The organism is Pseudomonas sp. NPDC089422, assembly GCF_044749405.1.
Classification (GTDB): Bacteria; Pseudomonadota; Gammaproteobacteria; order Pseudomonadales; family Pseudomonadaceae; genus Aquipseudomonas.
Map to the genome: position 1 here is coordinate 43,444 of NZ_JBIVHW010000008.1, position 24,133 is coordinate 67,576.

The 24,133-nt window shown below is 60.9% G+C and carries 12 protein-coding genes and 5 tRNA genes; 6 read left to right on the forward strand and 11 right to left on the reverse strand.

Annotated features, from left to right (window positions below):
- Genes ACIPZ8_RS16425 through ACIPZ8_RS16435 form a run of 3 tightly spaced genes read right to left on the reverse strand, consistent with a single transcriptional unit; the run spans position 1 to position 6,779 of the window.
- A complete protein-coding gene (locus ACIPZ8_RS16425) occupies positions 1–2,427 on the reverse strand; it encodes a hypothetical protein (RefSeq protein WP_400725127.1) in 2,427 nt (808 codons plus the stop codon).
- Positions 2,428–2,486: 59 nt separating this feature from the next.
- Positions 2,487–4,943: a hypothetical protein gene (locus ACIPZ8_RS16430; RefSeq protein ID WP_400725130.1), complete on the reverse strand. Its 2,457-nt coding sequence runs from the start codon at positions 4,941–4,943 to the stop codon at positions 2,487–2,489.
- Positions 4,944–4,970: 27 nt separating this feature from the next.
- Positions 4,971–6,779 carry a hypothetical protein gene (locus ACIPZ8_RS16435; RefSeq protein ID WP_400725132.1) on the reverse strand — a complete coding sequence of 603 codons (1,809 nt, stop codon included), beginning with the start codon at positions 6,777–6,779 and terminating at the stop codon, positions 4,971–4,973.
- A 219-nt stretch (positions 6,780–6,998) separates the two neighbouring features.
- Here ACIPZ8_RS16435 and ACIPZ8_RS16440 point away from each other — a divergent pair, with 219 nt between their 5' ends.
- From ACIPZ8_RS16440 to ACIPZ8_RS16455, 4 genes are all read left to right on the forward strand, one after another.
- A complete protein-coding gene (locus tag ACIPZ8_RS16440; RefSeq protein ID WP_400725135.1) occupies positions 6,999–11,900 on the forward strand; it encodes an RHS repeat-associated core domain-containing protein in 4,902 nt (1,633 codons plus the stop codon).
- 54 nt (positions 11,901–11,954) lie between these two features.
- On the forward strand, positions 11,955–13,970 hold the full coding sequence (locus ACIPZ8_RS16445) for a hypothetical protein (protein WP_400725138.1): 2,016 nt from the start codon (positions 11,955–11,957) through the stop codon (positions 13,968–13,970).
- 189 nt (positions 13,971–14,159) lie between these two features.
- Positions 14,160–16,361, forward strand: a complete 2,202-nt coding sequence (locus tag ACIPZ8_RS16450; protein WP_400725141.1) for an autotransporter outer membrane beta-barrel domain-containing protein — start codon at positions 14,160–14,162, stop codon at positions 16,359–16,361.
- Positions 16,362–16,425: 64 nt separating this feature from the next.
- Entirely contained in the window at positions 16,426–17,943 is a 1,518-nt protein-coding gene (locus ACIPZ8_RS16455) for a hypothetical protein (RefSeq protein WP_400725144.1), read from the forward strand.
- 47 nt (positions 17,944–17,990) lie between these two features.
- Here ACIPZ8_RS16455 and ACIPZ8_RS16460 read toward each other — a convergent pair.
- The 5 genes from ACIPZ8_RS16460 to ACIPZ8_RS16480 form a co-directional block, all read right to left on the reverse strand.
- Positions 17,991–18,066, reverse strand: a tRNA-Gly gene (locus ACIPZ8_RS16460).
- Positions 18,067–18,151: 85 nt separating this feature from the next.
- Positions 18,152–18,227, reverse strand: a tRNA-Gly gene (locus ACIPZ8_RS16465).
- Positions 18,228–18,230: 3 nt separating this feature from the next.
- A tRNA-Glu gene (locus ACIPZ8_RS16470) sits at positions 18,231–18,306 on the reverse strand.
- A gap of 89 nt (positions 18,307–18,395) precedes the next feature.
- Positions 18,396–18,471: transfer RNA gene (locus ACIPZ8_RS16475), tRNA-Gly, on the reverse strand.
- Between the two features lie 4 nt (positions 18,472–18,475).
- A tRNA-Glu gene (locus tag ACIPZ8_RS16480) sits at positions 18,476–18,551 on the reverse strand.
- 337 nt (positions 18,552–18,888) lie between these two features.
- Between ACIPZ8_RS16480 and ACIPZ8_RS16485 the strand changes: the two genes are divergently transcribed.
- Positions 18,889–19,656: a hypothetical protein gene (locus ACIPZ8_RS16485; RefSeq protein WP_400725147.1), complete on the forward strand. Its 768-nt coding sequence runs from the start codon at positions 18,889–18,891 to the stop codon at positions 19,654–19,656.
- Between the two features lie 110 nt (positions 19,657–19,766).
- Here ACIPZ8_RS16485 and ACIPZ8_RS16490 read toward each other — a convergent pair whose 3' ends face one another.
- A complete protein-coding gene (locus tag ACIPZ8_RS16490) occupies positions 19,767–20,249 on the reverse strand; it encodes a GAF domain-containing protein (protein WP_400725150.1) in 483 nt (160 codons plus the stop codon).
- Positions 20,250–20,251: 2 nt separating this feature from the next.
- Positions 20,252–21,139: an ATP-binding protein gene (locus tag ACIPZ8_RS16495; RefSeq protein ID WP_400725153.1), complete on the reverse strand. Its 888-nt coding sequence runs from the start codon at positions 21,137–21,139 to the stop codon at positions 20,252–20,254.
- Positions 21,140–21,298: 159 nt separating this feature from the next.
- Here ACIPZ8_RS16495 and ACIPZ8_RS16500 point away from each other — a divergent pair, with 159 nt between their 5' ends.
- On the forward strand, positions 21,299–23,653 hold the full coding sequence (locus ACIPZ8_RS16500) for a response regulator (protein ID WP_400725156.1): 2,355 nt from the start codon (positions 21,299–21,301) through the stop codon (positions 23,651–23,653).
- Here the strand turns inward: ACIPZ8_RS16500 and ACIPZ8_RS16505 are convergent.
- A complete protein-coding gene (locus tag ACIPZ8_RS16505; protein ID WP_400725158.1) occupies positions 23,643–24,131 on the reverse strand; it encodes a glutathione peroxidase in 489 nt (162 codons plus the stop codon). The two genes, ACIPZ8_RS16500 and ACIPZ8_RS16505, sit on opposite strands and share 11 nt — an antisense overlap.
- Between the last annotated feature and the right edge of the window lie 2 nt (positions 24,132–24,133).

The window sequence follows — 24,133 nt, forward strand, 5'->3', positions numbered from 1 at the left end:
TCAACCTCCAAACGATGGTGCAGGGGCCACGCGCAGGCCGGCCGGATTGGCAGCGCGCCGCATGGCTGCGAAATGAAGGGACAAAGGCAGCTGTAGCAGCAGGTGGCCTTCGAAAATGAACTCGGTACCCGGTAGCACCCATTTGCCGATGATCAGGGTGAAGCGTGCATCGGAATCATCAGAGGGCGGGGTGTAGCAGTCGTTGTTTTCGCCATCGATCGTGCCGGTACCCGCGATCGGCAGCGTCCACTCCACGCCCTGCAGGTCAGTACCGTAGGCGCGCCCCTGCAAGTGCCACTTGCCGTCTTGCTGCTGGGCAAGCGTCACCGTCATTTCCGGGCCGCGCTGGCGCACCAGCACGTAGATCGAGCGCGTCTCGTCTGTCAGCTCATTGCGCACCCTGACTTCGTCGAGCACATAGGTCTGGTTGCCTTCCACCTTGGCACCTGCGATGTAAGTGCAACGCTTGCCCACGTCAGGCACTACCGAACCGCGTCCTTCCTCGTCCGCATCTGCCACAGACCACTTCAGGACGCCGTCCAGCGTGCCGGCCGTCAGGGGAAACGTGTCATTGAAGTAGCACACCTGAACCAGTGGGTTGACCGTCATTGCAGAGGGCACCACGGTGACCAGCGTGGTGCTGTGCGCACCGGTTTTCGAGTGAGTGGCGACGACCATGGCACGCATCGAATCGTCCCCCATGGCATGCGCTGGAGGCGCCCGATAGTCACCGGTAGCGGGATCGAGCCGGCCAAGGTCGCCGACGCTGCCAGGAAGCGCCCGCAACGACCATGTCACCTCTTCCAGCGGCGGATCGACGGTAAAGGTGTGCCGCTGCGCCGGGGCCAGTTTCAGGGGCGGATCGACGACTCGAAAACCTGCAACGCCGCCGTGACCGGCAAACAGGGCCATGCCATCGGGCACTTCGTGCCGGAAAGGCGCGAGCTGGTGCCACCCTGCCAACGTTACGCCGCCCAGCACTTGCTCCGGAATCAACGCAGTCAACTGCTTGGCCAGGCCTTCCAGCACTGCCTGCTTGATCACGTACGCGACAAACGCGCAGGTCTCATCGCGCAGCTCGGCTGGCATGTCGTTCGGCAGCCCGCTGACGGGGGTCACTTCGGCCGCCTGTTGCCATGGCCACATCACTTGCCCGAGCAGCATGCCGCCAGCGCTTTCCTCGGATGATGTCGGTTCATTCAGGTAGAACAGGGTTTGCAGGTCGAACTGGAAGGTCGCCGCGTGCGTCCGCCAGGCTCCACCCGACTTGGGTCTGTAGCTCAGAGGCAGGGTGCAATAGGACTTCCAGTGCTGACGCACTTCGTCGCGCTCGAACGAGATACTCAGGGGCGATTGGAAATCGGCCTGAGGCTCCTGGCCCTGAACATTGCTCAGGGCTGATGCGCAGCAGCAACATCCCTGGCCATGCTGACTGGCGATACGCTGGTGGGTATCGGCAGCAAGCGGCGCGCCGGCCACGGCAATGTCGAACCCATCACATTTGAATTCATGACTGTTGCCTTCGTATGTGCTCGGGTGCACACGCAGCAGGCCAGCCTTGGCATCCAGGCGCTGCAGGTTGTTGTCGGTGTCGTGCGTGGCGTCGAACGCCCCACCTTCAAGCATATGCGCGAGGCCGACACCGTAGGCAGCCCGATGCAGGAAGCGCGAAGTCAACAACACACTGCTGCTGACTGGTTGCTCCAGGTCGTCAGGGAGCAGGAAAGGGAACCCGGAGTCCTCGCCAGGCAGGTTGCCCGTCGGCCCGTTGTTTACGCCTGCAAATATGACTAAGGCGGGATTGCCGTTGGCTTTGCTGACATGGGTGCGTACTTCACTGCGGCGCACTTGCAGGTAAGGGTTGCTGGGCTGCGGCCCGAACGTCACCAACGGATAGACTTGCCGGGCACTGCCCACCCCGCTGAGCACATCCTTGAAGAAGCGCCCGGCGGCCAGGCGCTGGGGTAGCCCGCCGCCCAGATCGAGTTCGGTATCAGTGCCCTCGCGCAGGTCGGCCCTGACGCCCTGGGCATCGGTGCCAAGCACCAATGCCTGGGACACGGGCAATGGGTCCAGCACATCATGCACCGCCAGGCCGAGCAGGCCGTCTACCTTGTCCACGATCAGGTGAGTACCACCGTCCAGGGCGATACGTTGCTGGACTTTTGCCGAGGCATGCGCTGCCTGCATGGCCACCAGTAATGGCGGCCCCATGCGGTAGCCCGTCAGGATGTGAGTGACGCCGGAACCCGGCAGGGCGATCTCGCCTTCGATATCGTCCCGGACGCTATCTTCCAGGCTGTAGTGGGCCTGCTCGACCAGGTGGTTCAGTTGCTCGGGACGTGTGGCAAATGTGAGGTCCCAGTTCAGATGGCTTGTTTGCTGCTTCATCCAAGCCGTGATGACCGACAGATAATTGGTAGCCATGATTTAGCCCTGTTCCATTGAAGTGCTGGACTGCATTCGTGTACGTGAATGCGGCCCCGTTAACGGCGCAATACGCGTTGTGCAGACTGTTCGAGGGCCTGATAAGCGTTGACGTGCGCACCGAGCGGGAGCGGCAACACGATGAAACCCTCGAAGTTGAAGGGGAACCCCGGCATGGGCTCCCAGAAGGCGCGGACCACGCAGAAATGTGCGGAGCTCTCGGCAGTTGCCTGGTAATAAGGTTTGCCGGCCTGGTCAGTGTCGATCCGGCCCGGGCCATGCACGACGGTCAGCTCACTGACACCGGACATCCCCCCCGCACTGATCGATAGCCAGACTCTGCCCAACGTGTCATCGCGCTTGTCCACAAGCACGTCGGCGGGGCGGTTTCCGGTCATCTGGGTGACCATACACAGCGTTCGACGCTCATCGGTCAGCCTGTTGCTGACCTCTACCTCCTCGACCACGAACGATTTACCCGCCACGTCCGCGCCAGGTCGATAGGTGTTGGCCTTGCCCGTCGTATGAGCCAACTGACCAAAGGGTTGTGAGCCCAAAATGCGCCACTGCAGATCACCACCCGCTACGTGATCTGCCTTCAGGCTGACCCCTTCGTCGCCCGCTTGACACACCTCCAGCAAAGGGCTGACCTGGAGGGCGTGCTTGACCACGGTGAGCAGGGCAGAACTGAAAAACCCGGTGACCGGATCAGTGGCAGTAACCCGAACGCGCGTGAATTCACCCTTGATGCCTGTGCTGCCCGGCGCCAGATACAAGCCGTGGGTGTTCTGGTCAAAATGGCCCGCATCGTCCGTCGCCCCCTCAACCGACTCGGCCGACCACTTCACACCGGGTTGCGCAGGAACGCACGCAAGCTGCAACTTGTCGCCCTGGACCAGGATTTTTTCCAGCGGTATCACGGTGAACGTGGTCGACCGTGGGTCAACATGGCCGAAACACACGATGTCACGGAGCATGTGCTGCTCGCGGCTCACTATTGCGCCGCCGAAGTTCAGCTTGATGGTGTTCTCGACCACCTCATCCATACGGAAGTTGGAAGCCAAGTCTTTGGCGAGCGCGTCCCTGATAGGCCCATAGGCTTTGGATCTCAAAAGCTGGTAGAAGCCATTGCTGGCGAGATACAGGACAAACAAGCCATGCTCCAAATCCAGCTCACGGCCCGGGTCAGGTCCAAATGGAGGAACTCGCTCAGCGTTCCTGTTAACTCCTGTTTCTGTGGTAAAACTGGACAACTCCAACCGGGCGCCTTGAAGGTCCTTCATCCGCCATTCGCCGCGTACTTCGAAACTGGTGTCAGCCTTCCACCACGCTTTGACCCAATCTGGGTTTATCCAAGGGCCCGGCTCGTGGATGATTTCCGTGTAACCGGTCACCAACGTGATGACCTCACTCCGAGGACTCACAATTTCCAGCGTGACGCGATCTCCCGTCACATCAATTTTCAGAATTCCTGCAAGGGGAGTGCTCTTGGTATGCACCAAAACTCCAGCTACACAGTGAACGCGTCCATAGCTGGTGGTTTTTTCGTAGCTGGGGGACATGATCTCTGCATCCATCCTCAGCTCACCCGCTGTTGCGATTGCTGACAGCCCACCATCAGGCGTCCGCTCAAGCTTGAACTCGACATCTTTGAAAATGTCACGCGGAAGGTGTCTCATCACGGTCGCAAGCGCGACGCGTGAACGCTCGAAAACAACACTCGCCGAATAATCGTCACTGTCATCAGGGATCAAGTAGCGATATTCCGGCCCTGGTGTATCCGGTTTCCCGGTGCCAGCAACCATGCTGACCAATCCCAGTACCGCACCGTCAACATCCTCATCACCGTCGTCCATCGGTGATAGCTCGACTGCAGGATTGCGCTGAGTGAACAGTCGGAACGACTCGGGTCGAAGCAGTTCATCATCACCGTGCTCGATACGCCCCAGCGACCAGATACGCTTCGAGTCGGGCAACGCCCTGAACAATGTCTTGAAAAAGTCGCCTCCCAGTTCCCGAATACGTCTGGAATCGGAGAAGGTCAACACGAAATCATCACTGTTACGCAAATCGAGGATCAGGTTGGCCTCTTCACTCACATAGCCTGGTACGTCTGTCAGCTCAAGCCGCAGGCGCAACTCCGGGCCCACCAGGGGTTCAATCCGATCAATGCGCTGGGGGTACCAATGGGCGCCGACCTGCTTTAAACCGACTTGGTTGCCGCCAACAATCTTCATGCGCAGGCTGGCTCGCGAACTGGTAATTTCGGCGTTATCAAATGACAAGCGCGGATGATCCAGCATAAAGTTTTGCATGTAAACTTTATAACCGTTATCCGGAGGCGTTTCGCCATTGACCGGGCTCAGGTACGAACCGGTGTGGAAACGCCTAATGTATTCCTGGGTCAACAAGGCGTTGGCCTTGTTCTTGTCAATGGCAAAAATCGAATCGCAATTAAGCATGCGATCACCGGAATTGAACCACTCCAGCAGCGCCGCCTTCGAATTAGTCGACACAAGTCACCTCCGAATCAAATTATGTTTTCAGCCAATCAGTTCTATATCGACTGAGCGGAAGTCCCGCCAAGTCTCACCATCATCGAAACTGGCAGATGCTGTCAGCCTCAACGTACTATTAAGATTGAGGCCATCGAGAAACTGTTTGGGAAGCAGCGCTTCAATACCACCCTCGTAATACTCATCTTCACTCACTTCGGCCGTACGCGGACGTAGAACATGCGTGGCGGGCTTACCGGGTTTCGGAGAGCCCTCTGCCTCGATGCCAAGTTGCTGCCCTTCTGCCATGAAACTCCAACTATCCAGCGTGCACCTGGCGCCGTCCTTTGGCACTTTGCTCAACGACAATTGCCGATTCTCGACACCAGCAACCTGAATAAGGGGGTAGTTTTCAGTACCGAAATCGGCCACCCGCAGGTCGAACTTTTCCGACTCCCGAGACGTCTCGCCGGAGCGCGTGAGCGTGTAATACACTTCAAGCCGCCTGCCCAGGTTGGCAGCCATTGCCGATCGCGGCACCTTGAACAAGCGCCGGTCGCCGGAAGCAGGCTGTGGCACAATGGCGCCCCCTGTACTGCCGTGTCCCTCCCAGTGCATGTTGACCTGCGGCGCCGGCAGCTCTCCCTCGGCGAGTTCTGCATCCGGTGGAATTCTTACTTCAGCACCATTGTTCAGGTTGCGTGGGTGGACCGTGCCCTGGTGAGAGTCGTCACCGGGCTCTTGCGTTGCATGTGTGATCACCGGCAGGGGAAGGTGCAGTTTGCGTTGCAATATCACGGTGAGCACCTCAGAGCGCTTCTGCACACCTTGCCGCGCAAATTCATAGCTGAAAGCGACCTGCTTGCCGCGGTTCTCGTCACTCTGCAGCCACGCGCGGTCCAACCGCACGGCAATCCGCCCACCTTCCAGAGAGCTCACATCTGCGCGCACACCCCGCAATGTCACTTCAGGGCCTACTGCGTAGAGCATCAGTGAGTCGCTCACCTGCAAGTTCGGGTCATCTTCCAGTTCCAACCAAACCCCGTCCTGGTAGGCATCGTCATCGGGGTCCAGGGCACCACCCGTAAACCCGTCAATGCTGGGTGCCCGCAACAGTGGCGCGAGTGGCGGATCGGTAGGTTCGGGCCAGACGATATCGAAGCGCTGCACCGGAGATGAAATGGAAGCGCCATTGGCGAACTTGATGGAGTATTGCAACAACCCGTAACCATACAGATAGTTGTAGACATCGCCATATTCCAGATGCCACAACAGTGGTTGGCCGATGTCACGTTCCTCGACCACATGTTTCTGCTGAACCGGCGTGCCTTCCGCAAACTCGTCATAGAAGGGCGTCCAGATCAGGGTAATCTCATCACCTTTACTCATGGCCGCATAAGGCGCTGTCGCCAACAGCACGCCTTCAGTGTTCAACTCACTGGCATCAATTACACACTCGTGGGCGTCTTGAAGATGGGGAACAGCCAATGACCAGTAGCCATCGTCCGGCCGCTGAACATAGAAGGCCCGACGCTTGGACTCCTCGCTCAGCGGGTCGCCTGCTGACGTTACTTGCATGTACGAGTAGAAGACTTGCCCTCCGCGCAAGGCGGTGATCCGGTCGTTTGATACAGAGAACATCCAGCCCTTGTCGGGATCCAGGCGAAGGACTTGGCGAGCGCCAAAAATATCATCGACCGTATTGTCTGCCCTGCACCCCCGCCAGTTGACATGTATGTATTGCCCCACAGCGATACCGGGGTAGTTGATCCAGGTCGACAGCGCGTCCAGGCCTAGTTCATCCAAGTTGACTGAGTTGCTCCGTTCATCAAGGTGCTCGACCTCTGGCATTTCCATTATTGTGTCTCCGTTGCAAACCACGGCCAATCGGCAAGTTGAACTAGATATAACACCCGCCCTGCCGGTCGACACCTGACAAAACTGCTAGGTGCCAGCCCACGCAACTTCATCTACTGTCGCCCCATGTCGCAGCCGTTGCGCTGCCCTGTACGGCCCGGGCGCAAATGAAATTGAAACGCCTTTGTTCATTCCTCATGCACAGTGAGAGACACCTCCATGAGTTCAGAACCTTCACTTCACTCCAACGCCCTTAACTTCATGAGTTCCATGGAAAACGGTGTCGATACGCGCACGGGCCAGTACACCTTGTCGGTCAAACTTCCAGCGTTGCATGCCAATAACTTCCAGGGCCCCGATCCAGAACTCAGCCTCCACTTCAGCCCGCTCAACAAGAGCGACTCTGGCTGGGGCAGAGGCTGGAACCTGTCACTGACCCAGTTCACTGCACACAACCAGGTCATCGCCACCTATACCGGCGAAACCTTCAAAGTCACCGGCAGCGTCGGCAACCGCCTGCAAATGCGCGAGCAGCGGCTGGCGCACTTTCATTTGTATCGCGAACCCGCCGGGCCTGGCGGCAACGCGCGCTATCGGGTGGTACACCGTTCCGGTGTGGTGGAAGTTCTTGAAGAAATGGGCAGCATGACGGGGCGCATCGCGCTGCCGGTAGAGATCTATTCGGCAACAGGGCATAAGGTCAGCCTCGCGTACCAGCCCTTCAACCCGGCATACATGATGCTCAGTTCGATCACCGATGGCAGCGGGCAGATCCTTCTGGAAATCGAACGCAAGGATGGCCGCATCGAGTTGCGCGAGCGGCCTTACCAGGGCGACGACGGCCAGCCCGTCGCCCGCTATGTGATGAACCTGATCAACACCGACTGGGTCGACTCGATCGTTCTGCCAACTGCCGAGCAGGCAAGCTGGCGCCTGGAATACAGGCAGGTGCTCGACCATCTGTGCCTGAGCAAGGTCGAGACCCCTACCGGCGCCCGGGAGCACCTGCTTTATCAAGATGGCGGGCATCAGTTCCCGGGTACCAGCCGCCCCCTGGCCTTGCCCCGTGTTAACCGCCACATCGTCGAGCCAGGTCAGGGCCAACCCGCGTTTCAGCGAGCCTATGCCTACCCGGGTTCGCATAATTTCCTGGGCTTTGGCAGTGGTATTAGCTGGAGTGACGACGGGCTGGACAACCTCTACAAGTATTCGGGCGACTATGAGTACCAGACCGTCGAAACCTTATCGGGCGCAGACACCAACCCACTGCAGGTCGTCACCCGTACCTTCAACCGCTTCCACCTGCTGACCGCCACCAAAACCGTACAGAACAACTGCGTTCATGAAGTCACCACCACCTACAACCTCAAGCCGGGCTCGTTCGACGAGCAAGCACCAACCCTGCAGATACCAATCCGGGAGCAGGTCCGCTGGTCCTTGGCCAACGACATTACCCGCAGCCGCCTGGAAACCGTAGAAACCAAATACGACATCCATGGCAACATCACCTGGCGCAAACTCGCCAGCGGCGTGACCGAGACCAATACCTGGTATGGCTTGGACCCTGAAGACGGCTACCCAGGTGATGCCAATGGTTTCGTCCGCCACCTCAAGAGCCGAACCACCACCCCGTCCAGCGACGCAGACGGGCCAACCCCCACCCTCACCCACCACTATCAGTATCGTGCGCTGAGTCCGCTGGCGAGCACTACCATCACGCTCAACCCAATGGTTGTCGAGCACACTGAGACACTGGTGGATGAAGCCAACCCGGCAGAGGTGCTCGCGCAAACCGTGAGCAACTACATCGATGCGCCCTTAGCCAGCCTGCTGCATGGCCGCCGCTACCAACAAACGGTCAAACGCAACAAGCTGGAAACCACCACCCAGTATCAGTTCAAGCCGATGGTCGACCCGCTCGGCAAACACCCGGTTCTGGAAACCCGCACTACGCTCATCGGTTATGACGGCACGCGTCGCACAACCGCTGAAATGCGTTCGCTGCTGGTCGGTGAGACGGTGTTCGAAAGCGATGAGAACGGCGTGCAGATCCATCGGGAACACGATGCCCTGCGCCGGGTTACCCGTGAGCGGGTATCGCCGGGAACCGACTTCGTGGCAGGCAGACGCTATGCCTATGAACTGTGTGCCCGCGACGGGGACATCGCCCGCCATCGTGTGACCAACGCGCGCGGTATTACCACCGAGACGGTACTGGACGGCCTGGGCAGGCCTGTCCTTGAGCAGCGGGACAACGTCCACCCCTCCCGTCCGGGCAGTTTTTTCGAAGTCATGGCCCTTGAGTACGACGCTTTCGGCAACCGAGTCCGGGAGACCGTTACCGACTGGCTGCAAGGTAGCCAGTTCCTGACCTTGACCAACAGCCTGAGGTACGACGATTGGGGTGAACAATGCTGCACCATTGGCCCGGATGGCGTTGAACAACACGACGTGCTCGACCCTATCGGGAATGCCGCTCACAAAGGCGCCATCCGTTACACCTGGCGCGAAGGCGGCAAGCTGCAATCACGCACCCGGACAAAGACCCGCAACGGTGTCAAAACCCGGGTAACCCAGGTGGCGCGTGCGATCAGCGGCAAGACCGAAACCTGGCTCAACCTGTTCAACAAGCCCGTGCGGCGCAAGCGCCTGGATGCCTTCGACGAGCTGCTCGGCGAGCGCAGGTACAGCTATGACGGCCTCGGGCACGCCCTGAGCGAAACGGACGAGCGCAACTACACCACAACCTTTACCTACGACCCCTGGGGCCGCATGCTGGTCACTAGCCAGCCGAACAAGACCCGGCTCACCCGTACCTATGCCGAGCACTCCACCGAAGAGCTGCCCGCCAGCCTGGTGGTCACCCCGGCGAACGCCTTGTTACCCGCCCGCGAGATTGGCACGCAGTACCACGACGGGCTGGACCGACTGGTCGGTGCTACCACAGGGGGGCGGACCGAATACTTCGTGTTCCGCGAAGGCGAAAGCAGGCCACGCCAGCACATTACCCCTGCTGGCGAGACCATCGAGCTGGATTACAACCTGCAGCTCACCGACATGCCGACCAGCAACAACGCGCCCGAAGACCACGCCCGCTTCGACTACCACGCCACCAGCGCACGCCTGCTTAGCAGCGACAACGGCCAAGGCAAACGACGTTTCGATTACAACATCGCCAACCAGCTGACTGCAGAACATTGGGATGACGTGTACACAGGCAAGTCCTGGAGCAGGACCCACGTCAACACCTTGCGAAACCGGTTGATGAGTACACATGAAGCCAATGGTTTAACGACCGCGAACGAGTACTACCCGAATGGTCACCTGAAATCCACGCTGCAGGGCCAGTTGGAAGCCATCTTTGAATACGATGACCTGGGCCGCGTGCAAGTGATCACCAGCCACGACCGGACCGGCGCCCATGCGCTTGTAACGACGATCGAATACGATGATCACGATCACGAAACCAAACGCACCTGGCGACAGAGCGGTCAGCCAGATCGCCTCCAAGAGTCAGTCTGGGGCGCGGATAACCTGATGCTCAGCCGCACGCTGCATGTCGCGGGTGTTTTGCGCCTTGAAGAAGGCTTTGGTTACGACACCCATGCGCGCCTGGTCCGGCACACCTGCAAGGGGCCGGACCTGCCTCGCGATGCGCTGGGCCGGAGCATCGAATCACAGGTGTTCACCTTCGATGCCTTCAACAACATCCTGACCACGCTTACCAGTTTCAGCGGCGGAGCCCGCCCGGAAAGGGCCGAGTTCATTCATGCAGAGCGCGACCCCTGCCAGCTGCAACGCATCAAGTACACACCTGCGCGTACCGAGCCCGATCCTTACTTCAGCTACGACGCCAACGGCAACCTGACCCGCGACGAGCGTGGCCGCCCGGTCCGCTATGACAGCCAGAACCGGTTGCTGGGCCTGAACGCTGCGGGCCAGCCCGATACCTATGGCTATGACGGCCATGGCCTGCTGGTCAGTCGCCACGACGCCGGCAAGCGCACGCTGCTGCTGCATGACGGTCAACGTTTGCGCCTGGCCGTGCGTGACGGCGTGCAGACCCTGTACCTGCACCACGGCGAGCAATCCCTGGGTGTGCAGCAAAGCGGCAAAGGTGCGCACTCACCGTTGCTGCTGCACACCAGTGCCAGCCACAGCGTGATTGCCGAAAGCCAGGCCGGTAGCACGCGGGCCACGCGCTACACGGCCTACGGCGAAGGCCACAGCGACGACCCCACGCTCGCTGCGCTGGGCTACAACGGGGAGGCGCTTGACCCGGACAGCGGCTGGTACCTGCTGGGCAACGGCTATCGCGCCTACAACCCGATGCTGATGCGCTTCCACAGCCCGGACTCGCTGAGCCCGTTTGGCGAAGGGGGGCTGAACTATTACGCCTATTGCCAGGGCAACCCGGTGACCTTCCGCGACCCTACAGGGCACTACAGCACCGGTTACAGCGGTACCAGCCAGTCGCGGCAGGAGCTTGAGCGGCATGTGATCTCACCACGCTTTGAGATCGGCACATGGGGCTGGGTCGGCATCGGGTTTGGCATCTTTTTCGCCGCCGTGGCCGCGACAGTGGCGATTGTAATCACGGGCGGTCTGGCTGCGCCTGCGGTGGCTGCCGCCGTGGCGGGAGCCGGTTCAGCTGTGGGCGCGGGCGCAGGCGCGGCTGCGGCTGTAGGTGCGGGTGCGGCGGCTGGGTCTGCGGCATTGGCGGCAACGGTAACAACAGCTGGGAGCGCCTTAATCGTAGCCTCCAAGCTCGCGCTGGTTGCCTCGTCCCTACTCTCAGTGGCTGGCACGGCGATACAAACGGAAAGTATCCTTTCCGGAAATGAAACCCGAAACAACATCGGCTCGGCCCTTAACTATGCGGCTGGCGTCTTAGGTCTAGCAGCGTGGGGGTCGATGGCGTTAGGCGCGCCTAAATCGAGAAGTGGGAATTATCAATCGAATCCTGCCATAGAACCCTATGAGCCTTTTAAGTCGGTACCCGAGGAAACAATAAAAATCCCGAAGGCCAACCCCCATATCAGGCACCCCCGCTATAACCGAGCCAATAGAAATTCATTTACCTCCAACAACGAGGCTTACTTATACGACATCAGAGATTAAAAACAACGTCCCTGTAGTTACAAACTTTCAAAGTTACTTTCCGGGAGCATTGAAATGCATAAGCCAGCGAGCACTTCAACCCAGCGAGCCGATGCTGAATTAGCCCGCAAGCGCTATCTGAAATCAAAAACAGCCAGTTTGCAGCCATCCCCAAAGAGTCTCAACGCCCCCGATGTCAAAGGCATCATCGATCCCTCAGATGGCACGCTACACCGGGATGCCTTGACTGAAGATCTTGAAGTCCGCATTCCACCATGGCCGATTCTGCCGGACGACCCCGCTTTAGGCTGGGAAGAACTGCAACTGGAGTATTCCCTGACCGGTACCGACGGCTCTTTCAAGGATATCGGCCCCCTGGAGCGATTCGACCCGCCGATCGAACCAGCCGATTTCCCTATTCTGCTGTCATTCCCTCAGCGCGACATCCCCGTCAATGGTGAGTTATGGATCCGCTACAAACACGTCGATTACCTGGGCGTGGACACCTGGTCGACGGCCGTCAAACTGATCAGTGACAGCATCCCGCCGTGGGGTGAACAGGTCGTGCCGAATCCGGTACAGCTGCCCGCAGGCTATATCAACGAAACCTATCTGACCGCCAACCCGGGTGGCATTGAAGCCACATTGCCGCCGCGGGCCGATGAGCAGCCTGGCGATACGTTCAAGTTGTATTACCTCGAGAAATGGCCAGAAGAAGAGAGCGAGTTCGGCACGCCGGTGGCCGAGGGCCCCGTTCCCGCCGGCCGCAAGGTAATCATCCCGGCCGACCAGGTACGGCACTTGGGCGATGGCCGCTTCTTCGTCACCTACTTCGAGTTCGATAAAGCGACCAACATGAGCCGTATGGCCTACCCAGGCTCGGTCGACGTAGTGCTCGGCGACGAACCGGAAGACCTGCAGCCACCCGAAGTCCCGCTGGCCCTGGACGGCGTACTGGACCTCAAGGATGCTCAACTCGGCATCAAGGTGGAAATTCCGGAGTACAAGAACCGCGGCATACGCGACACCATCGAGGTCACATGGAAAAGTGCAACCCCAGCCGGCTCCGTGTTGCGCCCTGAGCCTGTGGGCTCACGCCCCTTCCCTATCAGCGTCCCGGTTCCCCCAGAGGTACTGCGAGAAGAATACGGCACCAGCACAGGTGTCGAAGTCACCCATGTCAGCTATCGAATCTTGCGCGGCGAAGTGCCCTATGGCCCGGTAGATGATGACATAAACGTCGATTTTTCCTACGTAGGCCCCGAACGCCCCGACCCGGACCCCGAATGGCCGACGCCAGTCAACCCCGGCTTGAACGCCCCCGAGATCACCAGCGACTCGGGGCTGAGCAACCGACTGGTGCGCGCTGACGAAGGTAAGGACGCGACGCTGAGTTTCGATCTGTACGACCGCATCGAGCTCGGGCAAGTCGTGGACTTCTACTGGGATGGCACCCTGGTAGAAGAGGCAACCTGGGTGGTCGACCGGGTAACAGGCGCGCCCAAGGACGTCACGATCCTCTGGGAGTACATCCGCGCGGCAGGGAACAACCCGACGCTACCCGTGCACTACACCGTGCGCGCCGAACCCGACGCGCTCAATGAACAAGAGTCGGAACGCCAGTACGTCGATGCCAATGCGGTCACCATTACCCCGGATGCCGGGGTGTTCGAGGGGCTGACCTCCCGAGACTGGCTGGGTTGCTCATCCTTGTGGGACCCGGACGACAGCACGGCACCTCCTGCATTCAGGATCAGGATCCCGGCCAGTGCACAGTACAACCTCGTCCCTGGCGACGAGATCACGCTCGAATGGACCGTCGTCGAGGGGCTTAGCGGTGAAGACCCCATCGACGTGGGCCCCCCCGAAACGCTGCCCCTGACCCAAGCAATGATCGACGACGGCTTCGTCTGGAAAATTCAGCCGTATGAGGACCGTATTCTGCCGATCTATGTCCCGTCACCGCTGGCGGCACGCGGTCGGGTGAAGTACAGCTTCCCCGCTAAAGCACTGGTATCGGCAACTGCGGAAAAGAAAGTCAGCATCGGTGACAACAGCACAGGAAACACGTGCGATTTGACCCGACCCTGACCGCCGCTGGCAGCGGCCTTAGGAAATCGGGCCGCTGCCAGCACTAAATGTAGGACTTATCCTGGTGAATTGTAGGGTAATTCCTACATTCATGGCGAAGTGGCGCACATAGGCTGACGACCTGAAAGATCCCCCTACAAAAAGGAGAGATGGATCTTACAAACGCAGCCATATACACAAGGAAATTCCATGTCTAGCCACCCGCGATCAACCTTCTATGCTCTTCGGCATCTGACCATGCTGGGCAAACTGAGCCCGCTGCTGCTGGCAACCTCGGCCTGGGCCCAGACCAACATTACCAAGGACACCCTGATCGATGCCCGCAGCGCGCTCGACAGCTACCGCGTCATAGGCCCCGCCACATTGACCGCCAATGGCGCGAAGGCGTTGCAGGTGTCCGCAGAGACGGGTGCCACCGTCACGTTCAGCGACAGCCGGATCGACGCCCAGAACAATGCCAACGGCCTTAGCCTGCGCGGTGCCGTTGCCACGCTGGAGCGCACCAGCGTGGTGAGTGAGTCCCGCGGCCTGAGCCTGACAGCAGATGCCATCTCGGGCACACGCTCCCAGGCACTGGCCGTGGACAGCAACATAAGCGGCGCACGCCAGGGCGCCCTGGTCAACGACAGTACGCTCGAGCTGCAACGCAGCGAACTGCGTGGCACTGGCGCAGCCAGCCTCGGCGCCGAGCTGGCCAATGGCACGCTGATAGCCCGCGAAGGCTCCACCATCAGCGGTAGCGAGAACGGCGTGCGCCTGCGTGAAGGCAGCAATCCTGCCGGCAACTCCACGCTGGTGCTGGACAACAGCCACGTGGAGGGGGTGAACGGATCGGCAATCGTCGTGGGCATCGGCGCCATCCGCCCGGCTACAGCGCACATCGATGTGCTCAACCGCTCGACCCTGCGCGCTGGCAATGGCGTGCTGCTCGAGGTCGCGCACAGCGCCGACGCAACCCTGCGGGTGAATGACAGTCACTTGGAGGGCGACGTTGTCGTCGCCGAAGGTGGCAATGCCGCGGTTCAGCTCGAGAATGCCGCCACCCTCAAAGGCCGACTGGAGAACGTCGCCAGCCTGGGCATCAACAGCAATGCCCAATGGGTGATGGTCGGCGATGCCCACGTCGGCGCATTGAGCATGGACGGCGGCTCGGTGCGCTTTGGCGAGCCGAACGATTTCTTCACCCTTTCGGTGGACAGCCTGGCGGGCAACGGCACCTTCGTGATGGAAGCTGACTTCAGCAACGGCCAATCGGACAAACTGGACGTGACGGGGAATGCCAGCGGCAACCATACCTTGCTGATCAACAGCAGTGGCCGGGACCCGCACGCGGAAAGCAGCCTGCACATGGTGCACATCGGTGGCGGCGACGCGCAGTTCGCACTGCAAGGCGGGCCGGTGGACCTCGGTGCCTATTCCTATGACCTGGTGCGCAAAGGCGACAACGACTGGTTCCTCGACCTGACCACGCGAGTGGTCAGCCCTGGTACGCAATCGGTCATGGCCCTGGCCAATGCAGCCCCAACCATCTGGTACGGCGAACTCGGCACCTTGCGCAGCCGCATGGGCGAAGTGCGGCGCAACCCGGCCAACTCGGGTGCCTGGGTGCGCACCTTCGGCAATAAATACAATGTCGCGGCCAGCGCTGGCGTGGCCTACCAGCAACAACAGCAAGGTTTGTCATTCGGTGCCGATACCCCGCTGTCAGCCGGTGATGGCAACTGGCTGGTCGGGGTAACGGCGGGCATCAGCACATCCGACCTGAACCTTGTACGCGGCTCCTCCGCAACCGTCGACAGCTACCACGTCGGTGCCTATACCAGCTGGTTCGAGGCCGAAAGCGGTTACTACTTCGACGCCACGGCTCGGCTCAATCGCTTCGAGAACAGCGTTGATGTACGCCTGAGCGACGGCAAGAAGACCGAGGGTGACTCCACCAGCCATGGGCTGGGGGTGTCGCTGGAAGTCGGCCGCCACCTGAGCCTGACGGACGGATACTTCCTCGAGCCATTCGCCCAGCTCTCGGGGCTGGTGGTCCAGAGCAAGGATTACAGCCTGGACAACGGCATGAGTACCGAGGGCGAACGCACTCGCTCGCTGCTGGGCAAGCTCGGCGCCACGACAGGGCGCACCTTCAGCGCTGCGGACGGGCGCACCCTCCAGCCCTACCTGCGCGTCGCGGCCGTGCATGAATGGGTCAACGATAACCAAGTGAAGGTTAACGGCAACCGCTTCGCCAACGACCTGTCCGGTACACGCGCAGAGGTCGGTGTGGGCCTGGCGCTGTCCTGGGCAGACCGATGGCAAGCGCATGCCGACCTCGACTACAGCAACGGTAACAAGATCGAACAGCCCTGGGGCGTCAATCTCGGGGTGCGTTACAACTGGTGAACACCTGAGGGAAGGCCACAGTGCCTTCCCTTTTTCATCTCAACGTCAGGCTGGGAGAAGGCCGATGACTCGTAAAAGAACCACCCAGGAAACCAAAGAGCCCAGCAATGCATCGACCACAGCGCCTTCACCGGCCACGGATACCGCACTGCTCGTTCCTCCAACCGTACTGGACCTGGTGCCTGATGCGGAGGGCGCACCGAGCAATGTCGTAGATTTTGTCGCCACCTACACGCCATTGCGCGTCGAGTTCCCCATGTGGGCGCACTCGGCCCCAGAGCTTGGCACCGAACACCTGACGCTGTACTGGAATGGTGTCGAGGTCGATAGCAAGTCTTTCGACAAGCCAATTCAGCCTGAAGATCTGTTCATCCTTGCACCTGTCAAATTCATGATCGAGGGCGAGCACGAACTGCATTATCACGTGGTCAACTACGTGGGAGAACCCTCCACGTCGCGGCCACTGACGATCTACATCGACAAGACCCCACCTCTGCTCGCACCCGGTGATGACAAGCTGCAATTTCCCGATTTCATCATTCGTGAAGGGGTGACCGAGGACTACCTGAAGGCCAATGACGACAAGGTTACGGCCACAGTCCCGCCCTTCCTCGGTGCCGAGCCAGGCGACAGTGTGAAGTGGTACTGGAGCGACGACCCGGTCGGGGAGCAGATGGTCGGCATGATCAAGCTGACCAAAGACGACATCGAAATCCTGGGTACACAAAGTAGCAGCAAACCGCTGGAACTGGACTTTCCAGGCGCCTTCATTCGCCAGTCCGGCAACGGTACTCGCTTCGCCCGTTATGAAGTGCAGGATCGGGCCGGTACGGCACCTCAGCGGGCCTTGGCGCGTTCGCTGCTTTCAGACCCATCCCCGCCAACGCGCGAGCTGCCCCCGCCCCGCATCAAGGAGGCGACAGGCAGTGACTTCTTCAGCACGCTGGATCCAGCCAAGGCGCTCAATGGCGTCACATGCGTCATACCGAACGATGCAGACATCAGACCCGGAGAAACAGTCACCGTGTACTGGGGCGAACCAGGCACCCTCGGCGGCTATTCCACCAGCACGCCCACATCGCCAGGTGCGCGTGAATACCTGATCCCTCGCGTGCATGTGCCACCGCACATGAACAGCCGGGTCGAGTTGCATTACCAGATCAACAAACCTGACGTGCCGCCATCGCCCTCGCACTTTGTCACGGTACGGAAAATCGAAGGCCTGCCAATCGTACAGTGCAGCGATATCCGCAATGGTGCGCTGAACCTGCGCAACCTGGGCAATAGCGCCAGTTTCACCCTCGATGGCTGGTCATTCCGGCATACATCGCAGTTCGTCAACGCCTGGATTCTAGGGGTGGAGCGAGGCAACATCACGCGCGAAATCAGGCTGCCCATTGCCACGCAGTTGCCGGTGCCCACCGAGGCTGGCGTCATGACGCTGGGCTCTGTCAGCAAGACCGACCTGGTGAAACTGGCACTCAACTACCAGTTTCGGGTATCGGTGGAGGTGTCGTTCGACGACAAGGTGAGTTGGCTGAAATTCCCGGATGCGGCCGCCCAGTTGGTAGACGAGGCCTGATGCGAGACAAAAAAAAACGCCACTCGAAGAGTGGCGTTTTTTATGTTTGGAGCGGGAAACGAGACTCGAACTCGCGACCCCGACCTTGGCAAGGTCGTGCTCTACCAACTGAGCTATTCCCGCAATTTGAAGCTTTACCGCTACCGGCGTGAAGCGCCATGAAGACCTTCACCACCACTGCACCGCATAGACGCCACAGTATTTAAACTGGAGCGGGAAACGAGACTCGAACTCGCGACCCCGACCTTGGCAAGGTCGTGCTCTACCAACTGAGCTATTCCCGCATTTGGCGTCCCCTAGGGGACTCGAACCCCTGTTACCGCCGTGAAAGGGCGGTGTCCTAGGCCACTAGACGAAGGGGACACACAACACTTTTCAGTGCACCAGAACAGAACCTCACGATTCAGCCTGGATTTTCTTTTCCTGCCTCGCCGAAGCGCTGCCGGAGAAACTGGAGCGGGAAACGAGACTCGAACTCGCGACCCCGACCTTGGCAAGGTCGTGCTCTACCAACTGAGCTATTCCCGCAATTTGGCGTCCCCTAGGGGACTCGAACCCCTGTTACCGCCGTGAAAGGGCGGTGTCCTAGGCCACTAGACGAAGGGGACACGCTGCTGGCATTACTGCCTGCTTTCACTCCCTGCCGCGTTTCGCTGTGTGCTTTACGCTGCAAGTGGCGCGCATTCTATGGATGCTTCGAAGGGCCGTCAACCCCTTTGTAGAAATTTATTTAAATCAATGACTTCGGTCCATATAGGAGGTGCCTCCAGGCGGTGCCGATGGATTGGCGTTGATTTTCTGACACAGCCGTCGCAAAGTGCCATCACTTGAGGAATGCGGCGCTCGGCCGACAAAGTGCATCAAGGCGGCCGCGTCGATCCCTTCGCGGCAGCGGCCGCTACCACTACACTCTATTAAGCAAAACTTCTTGATGAGGCGTTAACGGTGACACCACTTCTGATCACTCTGCTCATCGTGGCGGGTATCGCGTTGCTGATCGTGATCGGCTACCTCAACAACGTGGTCGAAAACAGCAAGCTCGAACGCGCGCGGCTGAAAGTCGAACTCGCTGACCGGGTACGCCGCTGTGGCGAAATCACCGAGACCTTCCCGGGCCAGTTCATGACCCCGGCCCTCAAGCTGCTGCTGGCGCGCCTGGAGCTGAACCTCAACCAGCGGCAACTGGCGCTGGACAAGCACAACGCCCAGCTCAAGGCGCGCATCGCCGAGCTTGAAGGGCTGATTGCCAAGGGCGAGCACATCCCGGTGAACAACCCGCCCTGCCCGATCCAGACCGAGGTCAAGGCCAAGGATGTGCGCTTCCTGCTCGAGGCGCTGCACAACCAGATCGCCAAGGCCACCCAGGAAAACGTGCTGCCGACCAACGAAGGCAAGCAGTGGGTCAGGGAAATCCGCCACATCCTGGTGCTGCTGCACATCGAGTTCTTCAACAACCTCGGCCAGCAGGCGCTGCAGCAGGAACAGCCGGGGCAGGCGCGGCTGGCCTTCGAACGCGGCGTGCAGTACTTGCGCAAGCAGCCGGAACCGAAAGTGTATGAAGAGCAGCTGACGTATCTGGAGAAACTGCTGGCGCGGGCCAATGCCCAGGTGCTGGACAAGATGGAGCCGGCGGAGAACGAACAGAACGAATTGACCGAAGGGCTCAAGACCGATGAGGACGAGACCTGGAAAAAGCGGGTGATCTACGACTGATCCTGAAACCTGTATCGGCCTCTTCGCGGCTAAAGCCGCTCCTACAGGTACTGCGCGATCCCTGTAGGAGCGGCTTTAGCCGCGAAGAGGCCGGTACAGGCAACACAGCATCAGCAGTCGGTCAGCTCCAGGAAAATCGCCGCCAATCTTTCCAGCCCCACCTGATCCACCTCACTGAAGCGCGCCAGCTTCGGGCTGTCCAGATCCAGCACGCCAATCAACCGCCCTTCCTTTACCAGCGGAATCACCAGCTCGCTGTTGGACGCACTGTCACAGGCAATATGCCCCGGGAACGCATGCACATCCTCGACCCGCTGGGTCTGCCGGGTGGCCGCAGCCGCGCCGCACACGCCCTTGCTGAACGGAATGCGCACACAGGCCACCTGGCCCTGGAACGGGCCGAGTACCAGCTCTTCGTTGCGGTTGAGGTAGAACCCCGCCCAGTTCAGGTCGTCCACCTGGTTGTAGAGAAACGCCGAAAACTGCGCGGCATTGGCGATGAAGTCGCGCTCGTCGGCAAACAGCGCCTGCACTTGCGCGGCCAGCAGGTTGTAGCCGTCGAGGCCGGCGCCACTGGCATTGAGGTCGATCATGGTTACTTTTGCTCCAGCAATTGCAGCCCGACCCAGTAGCGGGCGAACTGATAGGCACAACGGCCATTACGGTTGCCGCGCCCGGTTGCCCAGCGCACGGCGAGAATGTCCAGGGCTTCGTCACGCTGCCAGGCCAGGCCTGCAGGGCGGGCCAGCTGGCCGATCCAGTGTTCGACCACGTCGAGGAAGTGTTCCTGGCTGAACGGGTAGAACGACAACCACAGGCCGAAACGGTCGGACAGGGCGATCTTGTCTTCCACCGCCTCGTTGGGGTGCAGCTCGCCGTCGACCATCTTCCAGTTTTCGTTGTCGCTCTGTTTTTCCGGCACCAGGTGGCGACGGTTGGACGTCGCGTACAGCAGCACGTTGTCCGGCGCCTGCTCCAGCGAGCCGTCGAGCACGCTCTTGAGCACCCGGTAGTCGCCCTCCCCGGCTTCGAACGACAGGTCGTCGCAGAACAGGATGAAGCGCTGCGCCAGCTTCTGCAGCTGCTCGACGACGCGTGGCAGGTCGGCCAGGTGGTCGCGCTCGATTTCGATCAGGCGCAGCCCGGCGCCTGCATGCTCGGCCAGCAGGGCGCGTACCAGCGACGACTTGCCGGTGCCGCGTGAGCCCCACAGCAGGGCATGGTTGGCGGGCATGCCGTTGATGAACTGGTGGGTGTTGCGGCCCAGCTGATCACGTTGCTTGTCGACACCGATCAGGTCGGTCAGGCGGATGTCCAGGCTGACATCCAGCGGCATCAGGTAGCCCGTGCGGCCGTCACGCTGCCAGCGCGCAGCCAGGGTGGTGCTCCAGTCGATCTGCGGGCGCGGCGCCGGCAACAAGGGTTCGAGACGCGCCAGCACCGATTCTGCGCGTTCCAGGAAAGCATTCAAGCGAGCGTCCATGACGACTCCTGCAAATTTCAGTTTTAGAACCGTTCGCCTGTAGGAGCGGCCTTGTGTCGCGAAAGGGCGGCGAAGCGGCCCCAGGGGATCAGCTGCAACGCTGAAAATGCCGGGGCTGCTCTGCAGCCCTTTCGCGACACAAGGCCGCTCCTACAGGCTATGCTTGCGCAGCGCAAGGGACGTGAAACCGGCTCGGGACTCATGGATATCAAGTTCACCAATCGCCTGTCATACAAGCAAGCCCGGTTGACAGTCCTGGTCGGCTTCATCCTGGGAACATTGCTCAGTCTCATCCAGATCGGCATCGATTATGCCAGCGAAGACGCATCCATCAACCGCGAAGTGCGGGCATTGCTGCAAATCAGCCACAATCCGGCCTCGCGCATCGCCTACAACATCGATTCGGAGCTGGCACTGGAGCTGACCCGCGGCCTGCTGCAGTCGCCGGCCGTCATCCGTGCGCGGCTGATCGACAACAACGAAACCGTGCTGGCCGATGTCGAGCGCCCGCGCCTGCAGGACCGCTACCGGCCGCTGAGCGACTTCCTGTTCGGTGAGAAACGCCAGTTCAAGGAACGCCTGTACCTGACCCACATGCCCGAGGAATACCTCGGCACGCTGTACCTGGACGTCGACACCTACACCTTCGGCAGTCGCTTCCTCGACCGCGCCGGGGTTACCCTGCTCAACGGCTTCGCCCGCAGCCTGGTGCTCACCGGCATCCTCCTGGCGCTGTTCTACATGATGCTGACCAAGCCACTGGTGACGGTGATCGGCGCCCTCACCGGCCGCGACCCGCGCCAGCCCGGGCAAACCCGGGTGGACTGCCCGCCCGGCCACGAACTCGACGAGATCGGCGTGCTGGTCAAGGTCGCCAACCAGCAGTTCGTCAGCATGGCCACCGAGATCCAGCAACGGCGCACCGCGGAAAACCGCCTGACCCAATACCTCAACGAGCTGGAAGACATCGTCTCGGCCCGTACCGAAGAACTCAAAGCCAGCAACAGTCGCCTCAGCCAGTCCAACCAGGAGCTCGAAGAGGCCCGCCAGAGAGCCCTCGACATGGCCCAGGCGCGCGCGGCCTTTCTGGCCAACATGAGCCACGAGATCCGCACCCCGCTCAACGGCATGCTCGGCATGATCGCCCTGGCCCTGGACAGCCCGCTGTCCGGTGAACAGCGCCAGCAGCTGTCGATCGCCCATGACTCGGGCAAGGTGCTGGTGGAATTGCTCAACGATATCCTCGATCTGTCCAAGTTCGATGCCGGGCAGCTGGAGCTGGAGCGCATTCCGTTCGACATGGGCGCGATGGTCGAGGACACCGCCAACCTGCTGTCGCAGAACGCCGCGCAGAGCGTCGAGCTGACCTGCCTGATCGCCGACAACTTCCCCAGTTCAGTGCTCGGCGACCCGACGCGGGTGCGCCAGGTAGTCAGCAACCTGCTGTCCAACGCCCTCAAGTTCACCCGCTTCGGCCGCGTCGACGTGCGCCTGGCAACGATCGTCGGCGGTGTGCGCCTGGAAGTGCGCGACACCGGCATCGGCATTCCCGAAGCTGCCCAGGCGCGGATCTTCCAGCCGTTCACCCAGGCCGGTGCCGGCATTACCCGCCAATACGGCGGCACCGGGCTGGGCCTGGCCCTGACTCGCAACCTGTGCAAGGCCATGCAGGGCCATCTGCATATCCAGTCCGAGCCTGGTTTTGGCAGCCGCTTCAGCGCCGAACTGCCGCTGACCACCCACACCGAGGCCATTGCGCCAACCGCCCTGCAGGGCAAGGTGATCGCTCTCAGCAACGCCGGCAGCGGCCTGAGCGAACTCTTGCAAGGCCTGTTGCCGGGCTGGGGGCTGGATTACCAGCGGCATGACAGCAGCGCAGCACTCGACAACAGCATCGACCTGCTGATCACCGACGACCTGGAGCAGCTGTTCCAGCTACGCCCGGCCCTGAAGGCCCCGATCCTGCTGGTGACCGCCTACGGCAACTTCCTGCCCGGCGAGCAATCGGCGCAACTGGCGCCACTGCACCAGCTGGCCCGCCCGCTGGCACGCAACGCGCTGTACCAGACCTTGCGCCGCACCCTGCAGGGGCACGCCCCGGAGCACCCACTGGCGACCCCGCTGCTCACTGCCGCCGACGGCCGCGCGCGCATCCTGCTGGTGGAGGACAACCCGGTCAACCAACTGGTGGCCAAGGGCATGCTGGCCAAGCTCGGCTGCCAGGTGCAGCTTGCCACCCAGGGCGTCGAGGCCCTGGAATGGCTGGAACGGGAAGACTTTGACCTGGTGCTGATGGACTGCAACATGCCGGTGATGGACGGCTACGAGGCCAGCCGGCGCATTCGCCAGAGCGGGCGCTGGCCCGAGCTGCCGATCGTCGCCCTGACCGCCAACGCCATGCCCGAGGAACGCGAGCGCTGCCGCGCGGCGGGCATGAGCGATTACCTGGCCAAGCCGTTCCGCCGCGAAGAGCTACTGGCGCTGATCGACCACTGGGTGCCGTTCAGCGGCTGAGCAGGCGCTCGATGTCGGCTTCCAGTGCCTGCGGCTTGGTGCTCGGCGCGTAGCGGGTGACCTTGCCGCTGGCCGGGTCGAGCAGGAACTTGGTGAAGTTCCATTTGATCTTCTGCGTACCCAGCAGGCCAGGAGCGCGCTGCTTGAGTTCGACGAACAGCGGGTGGGCGCCAGGGCCGTTGACTTCGATCTTGCGAAACAGCGGGAAACTCACGCCGAAATTGGCTTCGCAGAACTGCGCGATGTCCCGTGCATCGCCCGGTTCCTGCTTGCCGAACTGGTTGCAAGGGAAGCCCAGCACCACCAGGCCGCGCCCGCGGTAGTCCCGCCACAGCTGCTCCAGGCCCTGGTATTGCGGGGTGAAGCCGCACTGGCTGGCGGTGTTGACCACCAGCAGCGCCTTGCCGGCGAAGTCGCCGAGCTTTTTCTGCTCGCCGCCCAGGGTCACACAAGGGATATCCAGCATCGATCCGCCCATTT

What these genes read in the sequence shown, in the direction of transcription:
- ACIPZ8_RS16455 (WP_400725144.1), top strand. Translation starts at nt 16,426, where the DNA reads ATGACTCGTAAAAGAACCACCCAGGAAACCAAAGAGCCCAGCAATGCA.
- ACIPZ8_RS16425 (WP_400725127.1), bottom strand. Translation starts at nt 2,427, where the DNA reads ATGGCTACCAATTATCTGTCGGTCATCACGGCTTGGATGAAGCAGCAA.
- ACIPZ8_RS16490 (WP_400725150.1), bottom strand. Translation starts at nt 20,249, where the DNA reads ATGATCGACCTCAATGCCAGTGGCGCCGGCCTCGACGGCTACAACCTG.
- ACIPZ8_RS16435 (WP_400725132.1), bottom strand. Translation starts at nt 6,779, where the DNA reads ATGGAAATGCCAGAGGTCGAGCACCTTGATGAACGGAGCAACTCAGTC.
- ACIPZ8_RS16495 (WP_400725153.1), bottom strand. Translation starts at nt 21,139, where the DNA reads ATGGACGCTCGCTTGAATGCTTTCCTGGAACGCGCAGAATCGGTGCTG.
- ACIPZ8_RS16450 (WP_400725141.1), top strand. Translation starts at nt 14,160, where the DNA reads ATGTCTAGCCACCCGCGATCAACCTTCTATGCTCTTCGGCATCTGACC.
- ACIPZ8_RS16440 (WP_400725135.1), top strand. Translation starts at nt 6,999, where the DNA reads ATGAGTTCAGAACCTTCACTTCACTCCAACGCCCTTAACTTCATGAGT.
- ACIPZ8_RS16500 (WP_400725156.1), top strand. Translation starts at nt 21,299, where the DNA reads ATGCTTGCGCAGCGCAAGGGACGTGAAACCGGCTCGGGACTCATGGAT.
- ACIPZ8_RS16445 (WP_400725138.1), top strand. Translation starts at nt 11,955, where the DNA reads ATGCATAAGCCAGCGAGCACTTCAACCCAGCGAGCCGATGCTGAATTA.
- ACIPZ8_RS16505 (WP_400725158.1), bottom strand. Translation starts at nt 24,131, where the DNA reads ATGGGCGGATCGATGCTGGATATCCCTTGTGTGACCCTGGGCGGCGAG.